Annotated in this window: 19 protein-coding genes; 4 read left to right on the top strand and 15 right to left on the bottom strand. The window is 33.6% G+C overall.

Annotation, left to right across the window (positions count from 1 at the left end; translation table 11 throughout):
• Positions 1–70: 70 nt before the first annotated feature.
• The 5 genes from pyk to GQS07_RS05005 all read right to left on the bottom strand — a co-directional run bounded on the left by pyk (position 71) and on the right by GQS07_RS05005 (position 4545).
• Positions 71–1501 carry a pyruvate kinase gene (pyk, locus tag GQS07_RS05025; RefSeq protein WP_158209872.1) on the bottom strand — a complete coding sequence of 477 codons (1431 nt, stop codon included), beginning with the start codon at positions 1499–1501 and terminating at the stop codon, positions 71–73.
• Between the two features lie 4 nt (positions 1502–1505).
• The gene (locus GQS07_RS05020; RefSeq protein WP_158209871.1) at positions 1506–1997 is read right to left on the bottom strand and encodes an IPExxxVDY family protein; all 492 of its coding nucleotides are present in this window, start codon (positions 1995–1997) and stop codon (positions 1506–1508) included.
• A 100-nt stretch (positions 1998–2097) separates the two neighbouring features.
• On the bottom strand, positions 2098–2844 hold the full coding sequence (gene rnc, locus GQS07_RS05015) for a ribonuclease III (protein WP_158211329.1): 747 nt from the start codon (positions 2842–2844) through the stop codon (positions 2098–2100).
• 15 nt (positions 2845–2859) lie between these two features.
• Positions 2860–4113, bottom strand: coding sequence for a beta-ketoacyl-ACP synthase II (gene fabF / locus GQS07_RS05010; RefSeq protein WP_158209870.1), 1254 nt, complete (start codon positions 4111–4113; stop codon positions 2860–2862).
• Between the two features lie 195 nt (positions 4114–4308).
• Positions 4309–4545 carry an acyl carrier protein gene (locus GQS07_RS05005; protein ID WP_002988156.1) on the bottom strand — a complete coding sequence of 79 codons (237 nt, stop codon included), beginning with the start codon at positions 4543–4545 and terminating at the stop codon, positions 4309–4311.
• A 197-nt stretch (positions 4546–4742) separates the two neighbouring features.
• Here GQS07_RS05005 and GQS07_RS05000 point away from each other — a divergent pair, with 197 nt between their 5' ends.
• From GQS07_RS05000 to GQS07_RS04985, 4 genes are all read left to right on the top strand, one after another.
• On the top strand, positions 4743–5318 hold the full coding sequence (locus GQS07_RS05000) for a phosphoribosylglycinamide formyltransferase (RefSeq protein ID WP_158209869.1): 576 nt from the start codon (positions 4743–4745) through the stop codon (positions 5316–5318).
• On the top strand, positions 5311–5781 hold the full coding sequence (rnhA, locus tag GQS07_RS04995; protein WP_090409923.1) for a ribonuclease HI: 471 nt from the start codon (positions 5311–5313) through the stop codon (positions 5779–5781). Before GQS07_RS05000 ends, rnhA begins: the two co-directional genes overlap by 8 nt.
• Positions 5782–6417: 636 nt before the next feature.
• Complete coding sequence (locus GQS07_RS04990) at positions 6418–7347, top strand: PfkB family carbohydrate kinase (protein ID WP_158209868.1); 930 nt, start codon at positions 6418–6420, stop codon at positions 7345–7347.
• A gap of 70 nt (positions 7348–7417) precedes the next feature.
• Complete coding sequence (locus GQS07_RS04985) at positions 7418–9316, top strand: amidophosphoribosyltransferase (protein ID WP_158209867.1); 1899 nt, start codon at positions 7418–7420, stop codon at positions 9314–9316.
• 73 nt (positions 9317–9389) lie between these two features.
• Here GQS07_RS04985 and GQS07_RS04980 read toward each other — a convergent pair whose 3' ends face one another.
• From GQS07_RS04980 to dinB, 10 genes are all read right to left on the bottom strand, one after another.
• On the bottom strand, positions 9390–10790 hold the full coding sequence (locus GQS07_RS04980) for a DASS family sodium-coupled anion symporter (protein ID WP_158209866.1): 1401 nt from the start codon (positions 10788–10790) through the stop codon (positions 9390–9392).
• A 262-nt stretch (positions 10791–11052) separates the two neighbouring features.
• A complete protein-coding gene (locus GQS07_RS04975) occupies positions 11053–11703 on the bottom strand; it encodes an HD domain-containing protein (RefSeq protein WP_158209865.1) in 651 nt (216 codons plus the stop codon).
• Between the two features lie 24 nt (positions 11704–11727).
• Positions 11728–12726, bottom strand: a complete 999-nt coding sequence (locus tag GQS07_RS04970; RefSeq protein WP_158209864.1) for an acyl-ACP desaturase — start codon at positions 12724–12726, stop codon at positions 11728–11730.
• Between the two features lie 77 nt (positions 12727–12803).
• Positions 12804–13535: a lysophospholipid acyltransferase family protein gene (locus GQS07_RS04965; protein ID WP_158209863.1), complete on the bottom strand. Its 732-nt coding sequence runs from the start codon at positions 13533–13535 to the stop codon at positions 12804–12806.
• Between the two features lie 64 nt (positions 13536–13599).
• Positions 13600–14010 carry a BrxA/BrxB family bacilliredoxin gene (locus tag GQS07_RS04960; protein ID WP_158209862.1) on the bottom strand — a complete coding sequence of 137 codons (411 nt, stop codon included), beginning with the start codon at positions 14008–14010 and terminating at the stop codon, positions 13600–13602.
• Positions 14011–14089: 79 nt separating this feature from the next.
• Positions 14090–15241, bottom strand: coding sequence for a PepSY-associated TM helix domain-containing protein (locus GQS07_RS04955; RefSeq protein ID WP_199269108.1), 1152 nt, complete (start codon positions 15239–15241; stop codon positions 14090–14092).
• Positions 15242–15334: 93 nt separating this feature from the next.
• A complete protein-coding gene (locus tag GQS07_RS04950) occupies positions 15335–17767 on the bottom strand; it encodes a TonB-dependent receptor (protein WP_158209861.1) in 2433 nt (810 codons plus the stop codon).
• 859 nt (positions 17768–18626) lie between these two features.
• Positions 18627–18986, bottom strand: a complete 360-nt coding sequence (locus GQS07_RS04945; RefSeq protein WP_158209860.1) for a YraN family protein — start codon at positions 18984–18986, stop codon at positions 18627–18629.
• A gap of 1 nt (position 18987) precedes the next feature.
• Positions 18988–19884: an LD-carboxypeptidase gene (locus GQS07_RS04940; RefSeq protein WP_158209859.1), complete on the bottom strand. Its 897-nt coding sequence runs from the start codon at positions 19882–19884 to the stop codon at positions 18988–18990.
• A gap of 22 nt (positions 19885–19906) precedes the next feature.
• Positions 19907–20977: a DNA polymerase IV gene (gene dinB / locus GQS07_RS04935; RefSeq protein WP_158209858.1), complete on the bottom strand. Its 1071-nt coding sequence runs from the start codon at positions 20975–20977 to the stop codon at positions 19907–19909.
• Positions 20978–21077 lie beyond the last annotated feature (100 nt).

Genomic DNA, 21077 nt, shown 5'->3' with positions numbered 1-21077 from the left:
ATACCCTAAAACTAAAAAAGCCCATCTTGTTGATGGGCTTTTATATACTGATTTAAACTTTCGTCTAAACTTATTTTACTTCTGAAATACGCAATGTATTAACCATTCCTTTTTCAATTATCGGCATTGCCGCAAGGTTAATTACCATATCTCCTTTTGTAGCAAATCCTTTTTCTTCAACCATACGGTTAATATCTTCAATTGTCTCATCTGTACTTACAAACTTGTCATAGTAGAAAGCTTGTACTCCCCACAATAAGTTTAATTGCGTAATAATTCTCTTATTTGATGAGAAAACTAAAATATTACTATTTGGTCTCCAAGCAGAAATTTGGAACGCTGTATATCCACTATTTGTCAACGTACAAATTGCTTTTGCCTCAATATCGTTTGCCATTGTAGCAGCGTGATAACAAATATTTTTAGTAATGTATCTGTTTGTTTTAATTGTAGGCGCACTTTGAGGAACGCTAATCATTGGAGAATCCTCAACACTTTGAATAATCTGAGTCATCTTTTCGATTACTTGTACTGGGTAACTTCCTACTGAAGTTTCTCCTGATAACATAACAGCATCAGCTCCATCCATTACAGAGTTAGCAACGTCATTAACCTCTGCTCTTGTTGGTGTCAAACTTGAAATCATTGTTTCCATCATTTGCGTAGCAATAATAACAGGTATTCTTGCATTCTTAGCAACGTGAACAAGCTCTTTCTGAATCAATGGAACCTCTTGTGCAGGAATCTCAACTCCTAAATCTCCACGAGCTACCATTAAACCATCACAATAAGCTACCAATTTCTTGATATTTTTAACTGCTTCTGGTTTTTCAATCTTAGCTATAATTGGAATTTTATGATCTGAATGCTCATTAATTAACGCCTGTAAATCCATTAAATCCTCAGGTGTTCTAACAAAAGATAACGCCATCCAATCTACTTGCATTTTACAAGCGAAAATCGCATCCTTAATATCTTTCTCAGTTAATGCTGGTAATGAAACCTTTGTCATTGGTAGGTTAACTCCTTTTTTAGACTTAAGAGGCCCTCCTTGAATAACTTTAGCTTTTACTTCGTCAACTTGATTAGTTTCAACAACTTCAAAAATCAACTTACCATCATCTAATAGAATTCTCTCACCAGCGTTTACATCTGTTGGGAATTTTTTATAATTCATATAAACGCGATTTGCGTCTCCCTTGAATTCTTCTTTTGTAGAAAATACAATTGTATCACCAGGATTAACAATTACATCCTCTGCCATAACACCTACTCTTAATTTAGGACCTTGTAAGTCTCCTAAAATAGATGTTGTATAGCCAAATTCTGCATTTAGTGAACGGATTATCTCTATTTTCTCTTCTACATCTGTATAATCTGCATGCGAAAAATTGATTCTAAATACGTTTACACCAGCTTTTATCATATCGTGTAGCACTTCTCTCGAGCTTGAAGCTGGTCCTAATGTTGCTACAATTTTTGTCTTCTTTTGAATTACCATATTTTTAAAAAATTAGGTTATTTTTATTTTTTAACGTCTCCTGCTTTATTTCATAAGCAGTAGAAATTATTTTGATTGAATTTAACTTCTCAATGATTGTACCAATATCAAATTGGTAATCTGCTTCTTCTATCTTAATTAGATAATCGACTACTTTTAATTCCGGAACTAAATATCCTTGCTTTGTTATTGGATGATGAACACTTGTAAATAGTGGAGAGTCCACGCCTGATTCTGGGGTTAAAAAGGCTTTATTGGAAACTAACTTCCAATAAACATGATGATCTATATCATCATATTCAAAAAAAGAAAACGTAGCTCGTCCATCTTCTGTATGAATATCTACATCGTTCTTACTTCGTTCTAAAAAAATTTCTAAAACTGAATTTATAAAATATACCACTTTATAATCCTCTTTTCGCGAAGAATGAATAGCGATTAATTTATAATCATCATAATCAATTAAGTCATCTAATCGATATTTTACCATACCCATCTGAGAATTGTGTATTACAAATATACAACTTTTATTTTGTCAGTGCCTAAGATTGACTGACAACATAGATTATCAAATTGTTAAGTTTTTCTTGATAATCCTATTTTTGTATTTGCTCTTGCAATGCAAAATAAGCTCGCTGAGAAGCTTTTTCTTCTGCTTTTTTCTTTGATGTAGCTCTTGCTCGTGCAATTACTTTCTCATCTATATAAAGTTTTACTCCGAAATATTTCACATCTTCGGCAGTATCTTCTTCAAATGTATCGTACTTAAAAGAATGCTTTCTTTTTTGACACCATTCTATCAACAAGCTTTTATAGCTTGTGATTTTTGTTTCTAATTTTTGAATATCAGCAACAGTTGACAACAACTTCTCATGAATAAATTTTTCACATGCCGGATATCCACGATCTAAATATATAGCTCCAATTAACGCTTCTAATAAGTTTCCATGGATATTTTCTCCAAATTGTTGGTTACCCATTTTACTTTCTACATTTGAAATCAGATTTAAATCTTTCCCAATTTGGTTTAAGTTTTCTCTGCTTACAATTTTAGAACGCATTTTTGTTAAGTACCCTTCATCTCCACTCGGTACTTCTAAATATAAATAGGAAGCTATTACAGACCCTAACATCGCATCACCTAAAAACTCTAATCGCTCGTAATTTATAGGATTACCAGCTTCGTCAAGCAAATTCATTGAGCGGTGTGTAAATGCTACTTTGTAATACAACATCTCTGCAGGCTTAATTCCTGTTATCTGATATACATTACGACAAAAATTCCCGTCTTCAACAGTGAAGGAACGGGAATTTCTAAAAATCTTATTTAGTAGCTTTTTCATCATTGAACGATGATTTTACTCTTCTAATTTTTTAACAAGAACACAAGCGTTATGTCCTCCAAATCCAAAAGTATTACTCATACCTACTTTAACATCACGTTTTTGCGCTTTGTTAAAAGTAAAGTTTAACTTAGGATCAATCGCTTCATCATCTGTAAAGTGATTGATTGTTGGTGGAACGATACCATGTTCTATTGAAAGAATAACTGATATAGCCTCAATAACTCCTGCAGCACCTAATAAGTGTCCTGTCATAGATTTTGTTGAGTTAAGGTTCATATCGTATGCGTGATCTCCAAATACTTTTAAAATAGCTTTTGATTCAGCAATATCTCCTAATGGAGTAGAAGTTCCGTGTAAGTTTACAACATCAACATCTTTAGGCTCTAATCCAGCATCTCTTAAACAGTTAAGCATAACATTCGTTGCTCCTAATCCTTCTGGATGTGGCGCTGTTAAATGGTGCGCATCAGCAGACATTCCACCTCCACCTATCTCACAATAGATTTTAGCTCCTCTCGCTTTCGCGTGCTCATATTCTTCTAAGATCATTGCTCCTGCTCCTTCTCCTAAAACGAACCCTTCACGATCTTTGTCCATTGGACGAGATGCCGTTTGTGGATCATCGTTTCTTGTAGATAAAGCATGCATAGCATTAAACCCTCCAATTCCTGCAATAGTAACTGCCGCTTCAGATCCTCCTGTTACCATAATATCTGCCATACCTAAACGAATGTAGTTAAAGGCATCAATTATAGCATTCGTAGATGAAGCACAAGCTGAAACTGTAGTAAAGTTTGGTCCTCTTAATCCGTATTTCATAGAAATATGACCACCTGCAATATCAGCAATCATTTTTGGAATAAAGAATGGATTAAACTTTGGAGTACCATTTCCTGTAACAAAGTTAGTTACTTCGTTTTGGAAAGTATCTAATCCTCCAATTCCTGATCCCCAGATTACTCCAGCTCTATCTAAATCTATAACGTCAAGGTCTAAACTTGAATTTTGTATCGCTTCTGCAGCACTAACCATAGCAAACTGAGCGTAGCGATCCATTTTACGTGCTTCTTTTCTTTCAATATAATCCTCAACGTTGAAGTTTTTAACCTCACACGCAAACTGAGTTTTGAAATTGGTAGCGTCAAAATATGTAATGGGTGCAGCTCCGCTTACTCCATTTATTAGGTTGTTCCAATACTCTTGAATATTATTTCCAATTGGGGTAAGGGCACCTAAACCTGTTACAACAACTCGCTTTAATTTCATAAAATAACTTTTATGGTTTGTACTTTAAAAAAAAATCCCAACTTTCACTTTACAAAAAAGGAAACATTGGGTAGTTTGTTTGATTGTATTCGTTAGATTGTTTCCAATCTGTCCTTTTCTTTTCTATAAAAATTAGTCATTAAAAAAATAATAACACCCACGTGATGTTTTACAACACACGTGGGATATTAGTTATTATTTTTTAGCTTCTTCAATGTAAGAGATAGCTTGACCAACTGTAGCAATGTTTTCTGCTTGATCATCTGGAATTTGAATATCGAATTCTTTTTCGAACTCCATGATAAGCTCAACAGTGTCTAGTGAATCAGCTCCTAAATCATTAGTGAAGCTTGCTTCTGCTACAACCTCGTTCTCGTCAACACCTAATTTGTCAACGATAATCGCTTTTACTCTTGATGCAATGTCTGACATAATCTTTAATTTTAAATTTAATTTCGTAGGCAAAAATAAAAAACTTTATTTTAAAACCTGATTTTCCATGTTAATTGTCGGTGCGAAATTATAAAAATTATTAATACTTATCGCTATTTTTCTATTTATTGTCAGTTATTATTCTTTTTTTTGTACTCAATTCCAGCACTTTATTATTTTTAATAACAACCAACAACATGAAAAAAATAGCACTATTCGCCTCGGGATCAGGCACTAACGTAGAAAACATCATCAATTACTTTGAACAGAATTCTATCGCAAATAAGTACCTTATTTTAGTTAATAACCAAAACGCTAAGGTAATAGAAAAAGCGGAAAAAAGAAATGTTCCCTTTACGATTTTTGACAGAACTATGTTAAATGATGGTACTGTTGCCTCAAAACTAAAAGAATTTCAACCTGACTTAATTGTTTTAGCTGGATTCTTATGGAAATTCCCAGAAGCAATACTTAAAGACTATTATAATAAAGTGATTAACATACACCCTGCTTTATTACCTAAATATGGCGGTAAAGGTATGTATGGCCACTTTGTTCATGAAGCAATTATTGATAATAAAGAAACAGAAACAGGAATTACAATTCATTTTGTAAATGAAAATTATGACGAAGGGGCTATTATTTTTCAAGCCACAACTCCGGTCCTTCCTAATTTCTCACCTGATGATGTTGCTAAAGCAGTTCAAGTGTTAGAACATAAACACTTTCCTATAATTATTGAAAAACTATTGTTTGCTAACTTAGATGAATAATTACCAAGTTATATTATACACTGACGGTTCTTCTCGTGGAAATCCAGGCCCTGGTGGCTATGGGTTAATTCTTGAATGGGCAGGTCGACAAGTGTTCAAAGAATTCTCTGAAGGATTCCGTCTAACAACTAATAACCGAATGGAACTATTAGCTGTTATTGTGGGACTCGAAAAACTAAAAAATCCAGGAACAAGTGTACTTGTTGTCTCAGACTCTAAGTATGTTGTGGATTCAGTATCTAAAGGATGGGTGTTCTCATGGGAGAAAAAAGGGTATAAAGACAAAAAAAATCCTGATCTATGGCAACGTTTTCTTAAAATTTATAGACAACACCGAGTAGACTTTAAATGGGTAAAAGGACATAATAATCACCCAATGAATGAACGATGTGACCAATTAGCTGTACAGGCTTCTCATAAAAAAGATGCTCTCATCGATGAATACTACGAATTAAACGATTAAACTTATATAAAATGGCTATTGAGAACCTCAATAGCCATTTTTATTACTTCCTTATTCAAGTCTATTAAAAAATAAACACTCTCTTTATCAACTTCTATTCCCTAAAATCCGTATAGTAAAACAAGCTAAAAATCTTAGTAGCAAAGGCTTTAAACGTGTATTAGTCGTATTTAAGTCGGAAATAAGTCGTAATTACCTCACCTACAAGCCTTTTTTCCGAACGAATTACGACTTATTTACAACCCAATTACGATTAAATGTCATTCTAAACTCAGGCAATCCTATACTACACCTTCAAAAAACAACTCCTCTAAGGATATTAATTGAAATTATAACCTTACTAATGGTTAGCATCATACATAATAGGAATATCTCCTTTCAAAAGGATTCTAAACTTTAGAATAGCCTATCGATTTGAAGAGACATCCTTTTTTTGAAGAAAACAGATTACATTATTCACAATTGTTGAGAAAGAAAGTTGATTAAATACACAATCTTCAGTAAAAGAACTCAAACTATCTCTTAAAAACAGATATAACCCACTGAAATAAAACACAATAATTAATATTAGGCATTAAATTTTGTACTGAAAAAAGTATTGACATATATTTGCATCTTCATTTCTTAGCAAAAAATATGAACAAATTACTGATAGTGGGGACGGTGGCCTTTGATGAAATTGAGACTCCATTTGGAAAAACAGACAAAGTACTTGGTGGTGCAGCGACATACATCGGATTGTCTGCCTCACACTTTAATGTAAAATCAGCTATAGTTTCTGTAGTTGGAGAAGATTTTCCACAAGAACACTTAGACTTACTTAAAAGTAAAAATATCGAGACTTCTGGTATCGAAGTTGTAAAAGGAGGTAAAACTTTCTTTTGGAGCGGACGCTACCACAACGATCTAAATTCTCGTGATACGTTAGATACTCAACTAAACGTTTTAGCAGACTTCAACCCAGTTGTACCTAATGATTACAAAGATTCTGATGTAGTTATGTTAGGTAATCTTCATCCAAATATTCAAATGAAAGTTTTGGACCAAATGACTAAAAAACCTAAATTAGTTGTTTTAGATACAATGAACTTTTGGATGAACTGCGCTTTAGATGAATTAAAAGAGGTTTTAAAGAGAATTGACGTTATTACAATTAATGACGAGGAGGCTCGACAATTATCTGGAGAATACTCTCTGGTAAAAGCGGCTGAAGTTATTCATGAAATGGGACCTAAGTTTGTCGTTATTAAAAAAGGAGAACACGGAGCTTTATTGTTTGCTAACAAAGATGTATTCTTTGCTCCTGCTTTACCTCTGAAAGAAGTGTTTGACCCGACAGGGGCTGGTGATACTTTCGCAGGTGGATTTACTGGGTATCTTACTCAGAGCAGCAATGTATCCTTCAGGAATATGAAAAACGCTATTATTTACGGTTCTAACCTTGCTTCTTTTTGTGTCGAGAAATTCGGGACACAGAGAATGGAAGACCTAAATGATAAAGAAGTGGTTGAAAGACTACAACAATTTAAAATGTTAACGCAATTCGATATCGAATTAACACAATAGTGTACACTTATAAGCCTCAGTTATGGGGCTTTTTTTATTTATTCAACACCAACACACACACAACTAAAAAATGAGCGACGCTTTAAAACACGAATGTGGTATTGCGGTTTTAAGACTAAAAAAACCGTTATCCTATTACAAAGAAAAGTACGGGAGTACTTTCTATCCTATACAAAAAATGTATTTGTTGATGGAGAAACAACACAATCGAGGGCAAGATGGAGCTGGCCTTGCAAGTATCAAATTAGATATGGAGCCTGGCGAACGTTACATCAGCCGTGTTCGTTCTAACAAAGCACAACCAATACAAGACATCTTCATGCAGGTTAATGGACGCATTAACGAAGAAATGCTTGAACATCCAGAGTACGTAAATAATGTTGACTTACAGAAAAAACACATCCCTTATTTAGGTGAGGTTTTCTTAGGACACGTTCGCTATGGTACTTTCGGAAAAAATAATATTGAAAGTGTTCATCCTTTTTTACGTCAAAACAACTGGATGCACAGAAACTTAATTGTTGCTGGAAACTTCAACTTGACGAATGTTCGCGAACTTTTTCAAGATTTAGTTAGCCTTGGTCAACATCCTAAAGAAATGTCTGACACCATTACTGTAATGGAAAAAATCGGACACTTCTTAGATGATGAAGTAACAGATTTATACTACAAAATTAAAGAGGAAGGCTATTCTAAAAGAGCGGCTTCTCCAAAGATTGGTGAACGTTTAGATGTTGCTCGTATCTTGAGAAGAGCTTCTAAAAACTGGGATGGTGGATTCGCTATGGCGGGAATGATCGGACACGGAGATGCTTTCGTTTTACGTGACCCTGCGGGTATTCGCCCTGCTTTTTATTATGAGAATGATGAAATTGTTGTTGTAACAAGTGAAAGACCTGTTATTCAAACTGCTTTTAATGTTCCTTTTGAAGATATTAAAGAGCTTGATCCTGGTAAAGCAATTATCATCCGTAAAGATGCCTCTGTTCACTTTGAACAAATCTTAGATCCATTACCACTGAAAGCTTGTTCTTTTGAACGTGTTTATTTCTCAAGAGGTAATGATGCTGAGATTTATCAAGAGAGAAAAGACTTGGGTAAACTTATTTTCCCAGAGGTTTTAAAGGCTATTGATAACGATACAGACAACTCTGTTTTTTCATATATTCCTAATACCTCTGAAACTTCTTTCTATGGTATGGTTGAAGGAGCACAAGACTTCTTAAACCAACGAAAAATCGCAGATATCCTTAAGCATAAAGAGGTGTTGTCTGAAGCGAAATTACAAGAAATTTTATCAGTTAAATTAAGAACTGAAAAAATTGCAGTAAAAGATGCTAAGCTTAGAACATTCATTACTGATGACAGCAGTAGAGATGACTTAGTGGCACACGTTTATGATGTAACTTATGGTGTTATTCAACCTACAGATAACTTAGTTATTATTGATGATAGTATCGTACGTGGTACTACTTTAAAGAAAAGTATCATCCGTATGTTAGATCGCCTTAACCCAAAACAAATTGTTGTTGTTTCTGCGGCACCACAAGTTAGATACCCTGACTGCTATGGTATTGACATGGCTAAATTAGAAGGTTTAATCGCTTTTCAAGCTGCTATTGAGCTATTGAAGGAAAGAAATATGTTAAGCCTTGTAGACGATGTTTACACGCGTTCTAAAGCTCAGGAAAACTTTGCTGATAATGATGTGATAAACTACGTTAAAGAAATTTACGCTCCTTTTACTGATACTGAAATATCTGATAAGATTGCAGAAATGGTAAAAGACTCAGAAATTAAATCTGACGTAAAAGTAGTATTCCAAACTATTGATAATTTACACATTGCTTGTCCTAAAAACTTAGGTGATTGGTACTTTACTGGTAACTACCCAACAGTTGGAGGAAATAGAGTTGTAAATAGAGCGTTCATCAACTACTATGAAGGTAGAGATGAAAAACCATATTAGAATACTTTAGTTATTATATATAAAAAAAGACTGCCTGTAGGCAGTCTTTTTTTATATATAATCTTTTCTTTTATTAACTCAACCAGAAATAATAAGCGATTGTAGCGATTAATACTGAACAAATAATATTCAAAATAAAACCTGCTTTCATCATATCTTTCTGCTGGATAAATCCTGTACCAAATACAATAGCATTTGGAGGTGTAGCTACTGGTAGCATAAAAGCACACGATGCTCCTAATCCAATAATCATTGAAAGTCCAAGTGGTGCAATACCTAACTCTTCTGAAATAGAAATAAAAATAGGTACTAATAACGCAGCACTCGCAGTATTTGACGTAAACTCAGTTAAGAAGATAATGAAGAAGGAAACTACTAAACCAATAGTAAAATAGTGACTTCCTTTAATCAATGAAACTAACACGTCAGCCATTACTTTACTTGCTCCTGAGTCTTTCAGAACCATACTTAATGTAAGTCCTCCTCCAAATAATAGTAAAACCCCCCAATCAACATTGTGTTGTAATTCCTTCCATCTTGATACTTGACTCACACAAATTAAAATAAAAGCCATTAAAGAGATGAAAGAGTCAAAGTTTGTAAACTTCCCTTCAAACCCTACAAAACTTGCTACTAATGGATTCAAATCATTACTAAAAATCCAACATAAAGCTGTGAAAACAAATATTCCTAACGTTAACCATCTATCAAAATTCATTGGTATTGTCTCCGTTGAATGGTTAAACCTAAAATTCAACTGTGGTCTAAAAACCAAATAAATTATACCGATAACTATTGGCAATAAGACAACTACCATAGGCAATCCCATCTTCATCCAATCAGCAAACGAAATATTTAATTGTGAAGCTACAATGGCATTTGGTGGACTACCTACCACTGTTCCCATACCACCAACACTCGCACTATAAGCTATACCTAAAAGCACAAATACATAAGTAGAACGATATTGTGTTCTGTCTAACTGACTTAAAACACCTACTACTAATGGTAACATCATTGCAACGGTTGCCGTGTTACTTATCCACATAGACAACACTGCTGTTGCACCAAACAAGTAAAATACTGCATAAGACAATCTCCCTTTTGCTAAATACATAATCTTATTGGCTATTATCGTATCAAGCTTTTGCACGTGAAGTGCTCCTGCTAACACAAAACCTCCTAAGAATAAGAAAATCGTAGGGTCAGCAAAAGATGCTAACGCTGGTTTTGTATCTGTCAATCCTAAAGCTATAGCGAGAACGGGAACGAAAATTGCCGTCGTTGTAACGTGAATAGCTTCAGTTAACCATAGTACCGCTACAAAAACTAAAAGGGCTAATCCCTTGTTAACTTGAGGTTCATATGGCAAATAATTAACTAATAATAGTAAAGTAACGACATTAAAAAATATAATGAGGTAATTACGTATAGACTTGTGAGGTCGTCTTTCTGGTTCGTAATCTAATTTCATAATATAATGTTTTCTAATTTTAACTTATATTAACAAATGTAAATTATTAAAATAATTTACACAACAAAAAGAATAGAAGTAATACGAATAAATTATTTTTTTTATCACTTAATTATATTCCAAATAATTATTACACATCTTTCTTAGATTCTATTACATTAAACTTAAATTACTTAGCTTATTTACAATTACAACCACTTCAATTATATAGCATAAAAAAACCACCCAATAGGGTGGTTTAATTCTTTTATTTAGAAAAAGACTATGCTTCTCCTTCCCATTCAGAATAAAACTGTGCTAAATAAAGTTCCATAAATTTATGTCGCTCTTCTGCCAGTTTCAACCCTGTCTGCGTATTCATTAAATCTTTTAATCGAAGTAATTTTTCGTAAAAGTGATTGATTGTAGTTCCCTTACTATTTTTATACTCCTCTTTTGACATCCCTATCTTAGGTTCAATTGCAGGATCATAAATCAAATTATTTTTATAACCTCCATAGTTAAAAGTTCTTGCAATACCAATTGCTCCAATTGCATCTAAACGATCTGCATCTTGAACAATATCTAACTCTTTAGAACGAAATTTCTGTTCAAAATTACCTCCTTTAAATGAAATATTTTCAATCCCTTTTACAACGTGATCAATTACCTCATCACTAAACGATAGATCACTCAAAAGAGCTCGTGCTTTTGTAGGTCCCACAGTTTCATCTCCACCGTGAAATTTACTATCTGCAATATCGTGCAATAAAGCAATTAACTTTACCACAGTGATATCTACTTCTCCTTCTTGTTTTGCAATAGTCATTGAACTTTTATAAACACGCTCGATATGAAACCAATCGTGTCCACTTTCTGCGTTTTCAAGTTCCTTTTTAACGTATAAAACTATTGCTTCTATTCGTTTATCCATTGTAATAATTTATTTATTGGTTTGCTATTTTATGATAGCTGGACGAACCCATTTAAAGATCTGTTCTTCTTTACCAACAACCATTCTATCAGCTACACGAGACATTCTTGTTGGAAGCTTCATTAAGTAATCTCTCGCCTTTTCTGCCTCATCTGTAAGATTAGTCAGTTCTCCAATTTGCCATCTATCAATTAACTTTTGCATAATATCAATATAATCATGCGCTGTATATACTCCTATTCTTTGTGCTGAATCTGAGAACTTCTCAAATGCATCTCCCATCTTACCTCCTGATTCTCTAATCAAGTTAGCTGGCATCGTAATTTTACGTTTCATCATATCTACAAATGCAAGCATCATTTCACTTGGATCTACTTTAAAGATACGATCTACAAACTCGCTATATGCGTGGTGGTGTCTCATTTCATCTCCAGCAATTAAACGACAAATCTTTGACAATTTGTGATCTCCATATTGCTTCGCTAACTTAGCAACACGGTTATGTGAAATATATGTTGCTAATTCTTGAAAACTTGTAAATACGAAGTTCTTATATGGATCTCTATCTGTTCCTGGATCAAACCCGTCATTAATTAAGTGTTGAGTAGTAATCTCAACTTCTTTCATATTTACTCTTCCTGAAAGATAAAGGTACTTATTTAACAAGTCTCCATGACGATTCTCTTCTCCTGTCCAATGACGAATCCACTTGGCCCATCCATTACCGCCTTCTTCTTCTTTCTGTTTAATACCTTCTACGTCCATTAACCAAGACTCATATGTTGGCAATGCCTCTTCTGTAATTGTATCTCCTACTAATACTACCCAGAAATCGTATGGTAACTCCTTTGCATATTCACGCAGTTCTTTTACATCTTCAATAAAATTCTCTCCTTCTGAATCTGGTAACAAATCAGATGGCTGCCAAATTTTTTCTACTGGTATCAAATAGTTCTCAACAAAACTATCGATATTCTTTTCTAAGAAGTGCATTACTTCTAAGCGAACATTCTTTATTGACATAATACATTTGTTTACGCCTCGCTACTTTGGGTTTGGTTTAGTTTGTTTGAGTAGGTTGGCTGTTATAATTTATTCTTTTATTCTAATTTAGTTTTGATCTTCTCTTCGATTACTTGCATCAAAGTAGGAAAATCATAGTCACCTATATTTAATGGTTTATGCGCGTACAATTTAATACGTGCCCCTAATCCATAAGGAAATTTACCAAAACGAAATAACTTCCAAGAGTTATTTATTGTCAAAGGTACTACTAAAGCATCTGGAGCAAACTTACAAAGCATCTTTACTCCGTTTTCTGAGAAACGTTTTAATTGTCCGTCTCTACTTCTTGTCCCCTCTGGAAAAATCACTGCAGATCGATTATACTTTGTTATATATTGACCTAATGATTTTATAGCTCCTAAGGCTTGTTTGGCATCCTTTCTATCTATTAGAACGGATCCTCCGTGCTTTAAATTATATGAAACACTTGGAAAACCCTTTCCAAGTTCTTTTTTACTAACAAATTTCGGATGATTGTTTCTGAAGAACCAGATCATCATTGGAATATCAAACATACTTTGATGATTCGAAACAAAAATTATCGGTCGATCCGTTGGTAATTTTTCTTCTTGTTCGAACTTATATGTTGTTCCTAAAATCCCCGTACCTGCCATTAGCCACCACACTAACCAATCCACAACTTTCTTGTGTGCTTGGTAGCCAAATAGATTAAACGCCAGCCATTGAAGTCCGTGGAAAAAAATCAATATGATTAATAGGCAAGCCGCAAAAAGGATAGAAATTGGGTACGATATTATTTTTTGCATCGATTTAGTCGTTTAAGGCAAATATACACTTTAAAAAAAAACCACCTTATTGGTGGTCTCTTTTTTAGCAATATTCTTTAAAAGCATCCATTAAGTTCTCTGCGATGATCTCGGCAGGGTGACCTTCAATGTGATGTCTCTCTAACATATGAACTAATTCTCCGTCCTTAAACAAAGCCATTGCTGGTGATGACGGTGGGAATGGGAACATGTGTTGACGTGCTGCATCTACTGCACCTTTATCTACACCTGCAAAAACTGTCACAATTTGACTTGGCTTTTTATCCCCTTTTAAACTCATAATTGCACCTGGACGAGCGTTACGAGCTGCACATCCACATACTGAATTTACAACTACTAAAGTTGTTCCTCCTTTTGCTAAAGTAGCTTCTACTTCTTCTGCTGTATGTAATGATTCAAATCCTGCATCAACTAATTCTTGACGCATTGGTTTTACTATTTCTTCTGGATACATAATATTTAATCTAAATTAGGTTATATAGCAAAGTTACATTTTTTATCAAACATAAAAACACTTGAATTATAAAGAAATGTTATACTTTACTTTTCTTACCTTTTTTCATTTTATTCAACCAAATGAATATCCCTGTTACAGGTAAACTCGTTGCTATTAAACAAACTATAAAATAAATCACTTTAGAAAATGTTCCGTAAATATCTCCAAAGTGTAATGCTCTTATTGATCCTGCAATCTTCTCTCCTATTGTTTTATCAGCAAAAATCTCCTTTTTCAAGATCTCCCCAGAATATTGATCAATAAAAACTCTATCATTTACAGTTTCATTAAATCGAGCTAATTCATTCTTATTTACTTCAAAACTACCTTTTTCTCCTTTAGGAAAACTAATCGATATTGTTCTTGCTTCAAATGGCAACTCTGCATTTCCAATCGCCATTACTTTTGACAAATCAAGTGTCTTTGTATCTTCAAGTAAAACAGATTCTGGCTTTACCTCATCTCTACCTCCAAAAACCTTCGTTCCTAATACACTACTCAATCCATCTCTATACCATTCAAAAGACCAACAAAGTCCTGTTAAAGACATAATCACAACAATAAGTAAGGTATAAAACCCTAACGTATTGTGTAAATCGTGATTAATTCTTTTCCAATTCGCTTTAAACTTAATTTTAAAACCTGGCTTTATGCTTTTCCATCCTCTAATTTTCTTTGGAAACCACAATACTAATCCCGAGATTGATAAAATCAAAAATATTATTGTTGCAATTCCTACAATAGGACGACCAATCTTCATATCTAACAATAACCATCTATGCAGTTTAAAAACTGTCATAAAAAACTCATTCGCAGGACCTTTTCCCTCTCCTACAACTGCAGCAGTATATTGGTTAACATAAATAGTCTCTCCCTTCTTTTCTTTATCAGCAAAGCCTACAGAAAAAATATAAGGCTTGTTCTCTTTATGAGACACAACTACGCGCTGTACATTACCTCCGCTCTTTTGTTCTACGGTAGCTTTCAACTCGTCTATTGGCAATACTTCTTTTTTCACCTCTGTCAATTTGTACATATCTGGCGCTAAAAATGTCTGTATCTCGCTTTTAAAAGTATAAATTGTTCCTGTCAAACAAACAATAAACAACACAAGTGAACTTGCTATTCCTAACCACAAGTGCACATCATTTATAAATGTACGCAACGAATACTTTGGCTTTGTTTTCATAGGCAAAAAAAATTGGGCTTAACCACAAAACACGACCCTATACATAGGATCGTGTTTTATTGAACTAATTAGTATTGTATAAAAAACTATTGATTAAAATCTATAAGATAATTTAGCTGCGAAGTTTCTTGGTGCAATTTCATTGATATAACCACCTCTGTAGTAAGAAGTATATCCACGCTCATTGAACAAGTTATTCATAAACACGCTTAATGTAGCATTTTTGTATTTATATGCTGCTTGTGCATTTACAGTAGTATAAGCTGCCATATCAAATGGTCTTGTATTTACATTTGATCCGTGTGCATCAGATGTTCTTGTGTATTCATTTACAGGTCTCTTTCCAACGTAGTAAACACCCAATCCAAGAGATAAGCCATCTAAAGCTCCGTCTGTAAATTTATAGTTTGCCCATCCATTAGCTGTATGCTCAGGAGCATTCATTGGAGCAGAACCATCTACGTAGTTTGGGCTATCTTGGTATCTTGCATATAAGTTTGCATATCCAAGCATCACTTCTAAATTGTTTGTAATTTTTCCGTTAATCTCTAACTCAAAACCATTACGTTTTAAATCTCCAGCAAAAATACTTTCTGTTGTAGATTGAACATTTGTATTTGGATCAATATACGGTGCTAATAAATTGCTTTGGTTAATGAAGAAGTAAGAAAAGTTAACTCCTAAATGATCATTGTACCAGTTAGATTTAAAACCAAATTCAATCTGATTAGTATCAGATGCTCCAGCATATCCTCCTCCGTGAATTAATTTATTAGATTGTCTTAAACTTGATGTTGTAGTATAAGAAACGAATGTACTAATGTTATCTTGTGGTTTAAAGATTAAACCAAACATTGGATTCCATCTATCAATTGTAGCATTCTCAGTAGTACTTCCGTTTAATCTACTGTAACGAATACCTAACATTGCGCTTAACTTGTCTCCAATTTGAACATAGTCTTGTGCCATAAATCCAATAGTTGGAGTCATTGTACGTGTTGTATTAATATCTCCAAAAACAACATCTCCTGGCAATGTGTTATTAATTGGTCCTGTAACGTCAAAGAAATCTGTATATGGTACAAGTACATCGTTACCATCTTTATCTTTACCCATTACTTGTCCAGAAGTATTTCCTGAAATAACTTTTGTTTGTCTATAGTCAAACCCTACTTGGAATGTGTGTTTTAAAATTCCAGTAAAGATATCCTTACCTACTAAATCAGCTTGGAATACAGAGTTGTAATCTCCTCTTTCACTTTCTGTCACCGTTCTTTTTAAATTTCTAAAATCTGCCCAGTCTTTAATCTTGTCTTTTTTAAGTACTGTCGCAACACTTGAAGTACGACTATCATCATTATAGATAGAAGCTGTATAAGACGTTCTGAAACTTAACTTTTCTGTCAATTGTCTCTCAAAACGAGCTACATAATTTTGAGATCTAATTGAAGTATTATCGTCGTTATATCCTAAGAATTTATTGTGAGGCATTTTATATAATGCATCAACATTATCAGGAGCTAAATTAACTGTTCCTTTGTCTGGAGTATAATCTCCATTTAAGTAATCCATTTCAAAAGACAACTTCGTTTTGTCGTCAATTTTCCAAGCTAAAGATGGGTTAATGTAGAAGTGTTCGTTATTAACGTGTGTTCTCCATCCATCATTTCTCTCATAAGAACCATTAAAACGGAATGATACTCTTTCTTTTTTATCTAATACGCGTTCAAAGTCAACTGTTGGGCGAATGTGTCCGTAACTACCTGTTCTAAAACTTACCTCTCCTCCATTTTTGAAGTTTGGCGTTTTAGTTACTAAGTTAATTACACCTCCTGCAGCTCCTAAACCATTTCCAATACCTTGTAAAATAGCAGCAGAACCTTTTATTACCTCAACACTTTCAACTCCTTGCATATCTGAAATTGCTGAAGCTGTTCTAAAGTCAGAATCCATTCCTACTCCATTTCTCAATACTGGAGTACCACGGAAACCTCTTATAGACATACTCTCCTTTACACCACCATAGCTTGCAAACTGAGTTACCCCTGCTACGTTACGTGCTGCATCTGTAATTGACAAAGCTCCTTGCTCTTTAATTACGTGATCAGATACGATACTAATTGATTGTACTTGGTCTTGTAAACCTAATGGTAGACGAGTTAAGTATTGAAGTTTCTTAACGTTTTTGTTACTTCTACCATAAACAGTAATATTTGCTAATTGACTGTCTGTAACTAAAAGAAAGTTTACTACGTCTTCTTTCTTTGAAATATTCATGTCTCTTACTGAAGCTGCATATCCAACAAAAGTAGCTTTGATTGACTGCTTTCCGTGTTTAACATCTTCTAAGATATATTCTCCGTTATCGTCAGTCTGTGCAGCATAGTTAGAGTTTTCTATATATACTGTTACAAATGACAATGGCTTATTATTTTCATCAACCACACGACCTTTTACTGTCGATGTTTGAGCCATACTTACAACTGCTCCGCAGATAGTAAATAATAGGGTATTGAATAATTTCATTCTATCGTTATGTTATTTAGACTTATTTAAAACTTAAGCAAAAGTAAAATGATTCTAAATAATAACCAAATCTTATTAAGACTTTTTTTAAATAAGAATAACGAACAATAAGTATTCAATAATAAATGGCCTTCAAAAAAGATAAAAAGACAATCCTGAATTGTTAAAAATTACCTTTAAAGTATAATTTATAATAATGATTCTCGTAATAAAGGTCCTTTATTTACAATAAGACAAGACACAAAATTGAAGACTAAACATAAATAACTCTTTTCTATAATAAAGAAAGATTTAAATATAATAGATTGGATTGTTAGTATGATAAAGAACGTGTCAAAGTGTAGTTTTAAACGTACCATGTTCGATACATCTCCCACATTAGTACCACATAAGTTCGAAAAACAAGCCTTTTTCCCGAAGATGTGTGGTACTAATGTGGTACTAATGTGAAACAAATACCAAAGAAGGCTGTAACGACAATGCTATTATGCTTATATCAGATATTAAATAGGCTTTTGAATTACCTAATAGTTTATGTAAGCTACGTAATTTAAAAACACAAAAAGAGTTATCCATTAATAAACTAACTCATTGGTTTAATAATGTTCCTAATACTTCTCTAAAACTTTTGAATAGCGTTTTGAATACATTTGAAGTTATTATTGATTTTAATGATAGAAGTACGAACGCTTCTACTAAATCTTTCCCTGCACAAGTAAAGAACTTTAGATTAATGTATATAAAGGGCAGAGATAAGACTTTTTATTTGCAGGTTAACCAAACTTGTTGCTTAATTTCCAACTTTCGTTGTTAATTATCTTTCTTATATCGAACTCACGTTAATTATATATTGTTACTGCTAAAAAAAGTAAAATGCATCTTCAATATGTTGAATATTATACTTTTCTCCAACCTTGTGAATAGCAATAATATCAAATCTTGCTTCTTCTTCTCGGTCATTTTCTTCTATATAAATATTTGCAGTCCTCACTAACAGACCTATTTTAGTCGCCTTTACAAAATCTTGTGGCAAACCAAACTCTAAAGACGACCTTGTTTTTACCTCAACAAAAACCAAGATATTATCCTTCAATGCTATAATGTCAATTTCACCTTTCTGGGCTACATAATTGACAATTAAAACCTCGTAACCTCTTTCTTTTAAATAGGCTACAGCAGCTTTTTCTCCTCCTTCTCCAATATCTTGACTCTTTGCCATACTAAATGAATTTTAATTCAACTTTTGACTCTTCTACTGATAGCTTTGCTTTTCTTCCCATAAGTAATGCTAAATTCACTTCTCCGTGTCCTGCTGGAAAATTAAAAGCAATCGGATAGTCTTTCTCTTTTAAAATAGATAGTATAATCTGTTTAGCATCATATCCAAACGGAATTGCATTATCGTGCATATCAGTCATTCCTCCTACAATCAGACCCTTTAAATTATCTAATAGTCCGTTGCGTTTTAAATTGTGCATCATTCGATCTACGTGATACAGATATTCATCTAAATCTTCTATAAACAATATCTTTCCCGCCGTATTCATAGACGACTTAGAACCTAATAGGCTATAAAGAATCGAAAGATTTCCTCCTACTACTTCGCCTTCGCCTTCGCCTAATTTATTTTCAACCTCAGGAGCTATTGTATAAATAAGTTCTCTCCCAAATAATGCTTTGTATAATGAATCTCTCGATTCAGGTGTTGATTTTGGAATACTAAAAGCCATCAATCCGTGAATTGTCTCTACTCCTAAGTTATGAATATGACTATGCAAAACTGTAACATCGCTAAATCCAATAATCCACTTTGGATTCTCAATAAATGCCGTAAAATCAATATCATCAATAATCCTAACTGTTCCATATCCTCCTCTTGCACACCAAATCGCTTTTATTGACGTATCGTTTAATTGCTGATTAAAATCTGCTGCTCTCTCTTCATCCGTTCCGCCTAATTGATAGTTGTCTAAATCAATTGTTGACCCTAACACCACTTCTAAACCCCAAGATGTTAATAACTCAATAGCTGACTCTGCTTCTACACGACTAAACTTACGTGCTGTACATACAATAGCAACTTTATCTCCTTTTTTTAAACTCTCTGGCTTTTTCATTATTACAATTTCTTTTCTTTTTTTAAAACTCAAAACTTAACTGCACAGCAATTGGTTTCTTTTTTTCATCTGTATTCAAGTTAGATAATGATACACCGATTAGCCTAACTGAATCTTTTAGCTTCTCTTGATAGAGTAATTGCTTTGCAATATCTAAAATAATATCGGCATCAGACATATAATAAGCAAAAGTCATACTTCTTGTCTGCTGCATAAAATCAGAATATTTTATTTTTAAAGTAACTGTCTTCCCCGCCACATTTTGCTTTTTCAAGCGAATACTCAGCTCCTCTACGATTCTTTCTAACTTGCCTTCTATATAAACTTCCGAACTCAAGTTCTCTTCAAAAGTTCTTTCTGTTCCAACAGACTTTATCGTACGATTAGGGCGCACTGGTGAATTATGAATTCCTCTTACTATATTATAATAGATTCCTCCTGCTTTTCCAAAGTGCTCTACCAAAAGCTCCTCACTCTTACTTTTTAAATCCTTTCCAGTGAAAATTCCCAAGTGATACATTCTATTGGCTGTTTTCTTACCAATACCGAAAAACTTCTTAATCTCTAAGGCTTCTAAAAAGGCTTCCACCTCATCTGGCTCAATTGTTTTTTGCCCGTTAGGCTTATTGTAATCACTTGCTATCTTAGCTAAAAACTTATTGACAGATATTCCCGCAGAGGCAGTTAATCCAAGTCGATCATATATCTTCATCCGTATCTCGTTAGCTATTAACGTAGCACTTGGACAACCAATCTTATTTTCTGTAACATCTAAAAAAGCTTCATCTAAAGCCAATGGTTCAACCAAATCAGTGTACTCATAAAAAATACTGCGAATTACTTTTGATACTTCTTTATAGCGTTCAAACCTTGGTTTCACGAAAATAAGATGCGGACAATTCTTTTTAGCCATAGCGCCACTAATAGCACTTCTCACACCAAACTTTCTTGCTTCATAGCTTGCTGCGGCAACCACTCCTCTCTCTTCACTTCCTCCTACAGCAATTGGTTTTCCTCTTAATTCAGGGAAATCAAGTTGTTCTACAGAAGCGTAAAAAGCATCCATATCGACGTGTATAATCTTACGATTCATTCATTCAGATAATTATAAATCAAAATTAATAGATTTTTTCACCTCTCACTACTTAAAAAAATTCATTTTTTTAAAATTAAACAGCACTTAACCTATACAT

Source organism: Myroides phaeus, assembly GCF_009799805.1.
GTDB classification, from domain to species: Bacteria; Bacteroidota; Bacteroidia; order Flavobacteriales; family Flavobacteriaceae; genus Flavobacterium; species Flavobacterium phaeum_A.
This window is presented reverse-complemented; position numbering and strand designations above follow the sequence as displayed.

Bases quoted from the DNA above. Each gene is read 5' to 3' on its own strand.
- pyk (WP_158209872.1), bottom strand. From the start codon at position 1,501: ATGGTAATTCAAAAGAAGACAAAAATTGTAGCAACATTAGGACCAGCT.
- GQS07_RS05020 (WP_158209871.1), bottom strand. From the start codon at position 1,997: ATGGGTATGGTAAAATATCGATTAGATGACTTAATTGATTATGATGAT.
- rnc (WP_158211329.1), bottom strand. From the start codon at position 2,844: ATGAAAAAGCTACTAAATAAGATTTTTAGAAATTCCCGTTCCTTCACT.
- fabF (WP_158209870.1), bottom strand. From the start codon at position 4,113: ATGAAATTAAAGCGAGTTGTTGTAACAGGTTTAGGTGCCCTTACCCCA.
- GQS07_RS05005 (WP_002988156.1), bottom strand. From the start codon at position 4,545: ATGTCAGACATTGCATCAAGAGTAAAAGCGATTATCGTTGACAAATTA.
- GQS07_RS05000 (WP_158209869.1), top strand. From the start codon at position 4,743: ATGAAAAAAATAGCACTATTCGCCTCGGGATCAGGCACTAACGTAGAA.
- rnhA (WP_090409923.1), top strand. From the start codon at position 5,311: ATGAATAATTACCAAGTTATATTATACACTGACGGTTCTTCTCGTGGA.
- GQS07_RS04990 (WP_158209868.1), top strand. From the start codon at position 6,418: ATGAACAAATTACTGATAGTGGGGACGGTGGCCTTTGATGAAATTGAG.
- GQS07_RS04985 (WP_158209867.1), top strand. From the start codon at position 7,418: ATGAGCGACGCTTTAAAACACGAATGTGGTATTGCGGTTTTAAGACTA.
- GQS07_RS04980 (WP_158209866.1), bottom strand. From the start codon at position 10,790: ATGAAATTAGATTACGAACCAGAAAGACGACCTCACAAGTCTATACGT.
- GQS07_RS04975 (WP_158209865.1), bottom strand. From the start codon at position 11,703: ATGGATAAACGAATAGAAGCAATAGTTTTATACGTTAAAAAGGAACTT.
- GQS07_RS04970 (WP_158209864.1), bottom strand. From the start codon at position 12,726: ATGTCAATAAAGAATGTTCGCTTAGAAGTAATGCACTTCTTAGAAAAG.
- GQS07_RS04965 (WP_158209863.1), bottom strand. From the start codon at position 13,535: ATGCAAAAAATAATATCGTACCCAATTTCTATCCTTTTTGCGGCTTGC.
- GQS07_RS04960 (WP_158209862.1), bottom strand. From the start codon at position 14,010: ATGTATCCAGAAGAAATAGTAAAACCAATGCGTCAAGAATTAGTTGAT.
- GQS07_RS04955 (WP_199269108.1), bottom strand. From the start codon at position 15,241: ATGAAAACAAAGCCAAAGTATTCGTTGCGTACATTTATAAATGATGTG.
- GQS07_RS04950 (WP_158209861.1), bottom strand. From the start codon at position 17,767: ATGAAATTATTCAATACCCTATTATTTACTATCTGCGGAGCAGTTGTA.
- GQS07_RS04945 (WP_158209860.1), bottom strand. From the start codon at position 18,986: ATGGCAAAGAGTCAAGATATTGGAGAAGGAGGAGAAAAAGCTGCTGTA.
- GQS07_RS04940 (WP_158209859.1), bottom strand. From the start codon at position 19,884: ATGAAAAAGCCAGAGAGTTTAAAAAAAGGAGATAAAGTTGCTATTGTA.
- dinB (WP_158209858.1), bottom strand. From the start codon at position 20,977: ATGAATCGTAAGATTATACACGTCGATATGGATGCTTTTTACGCTTCT.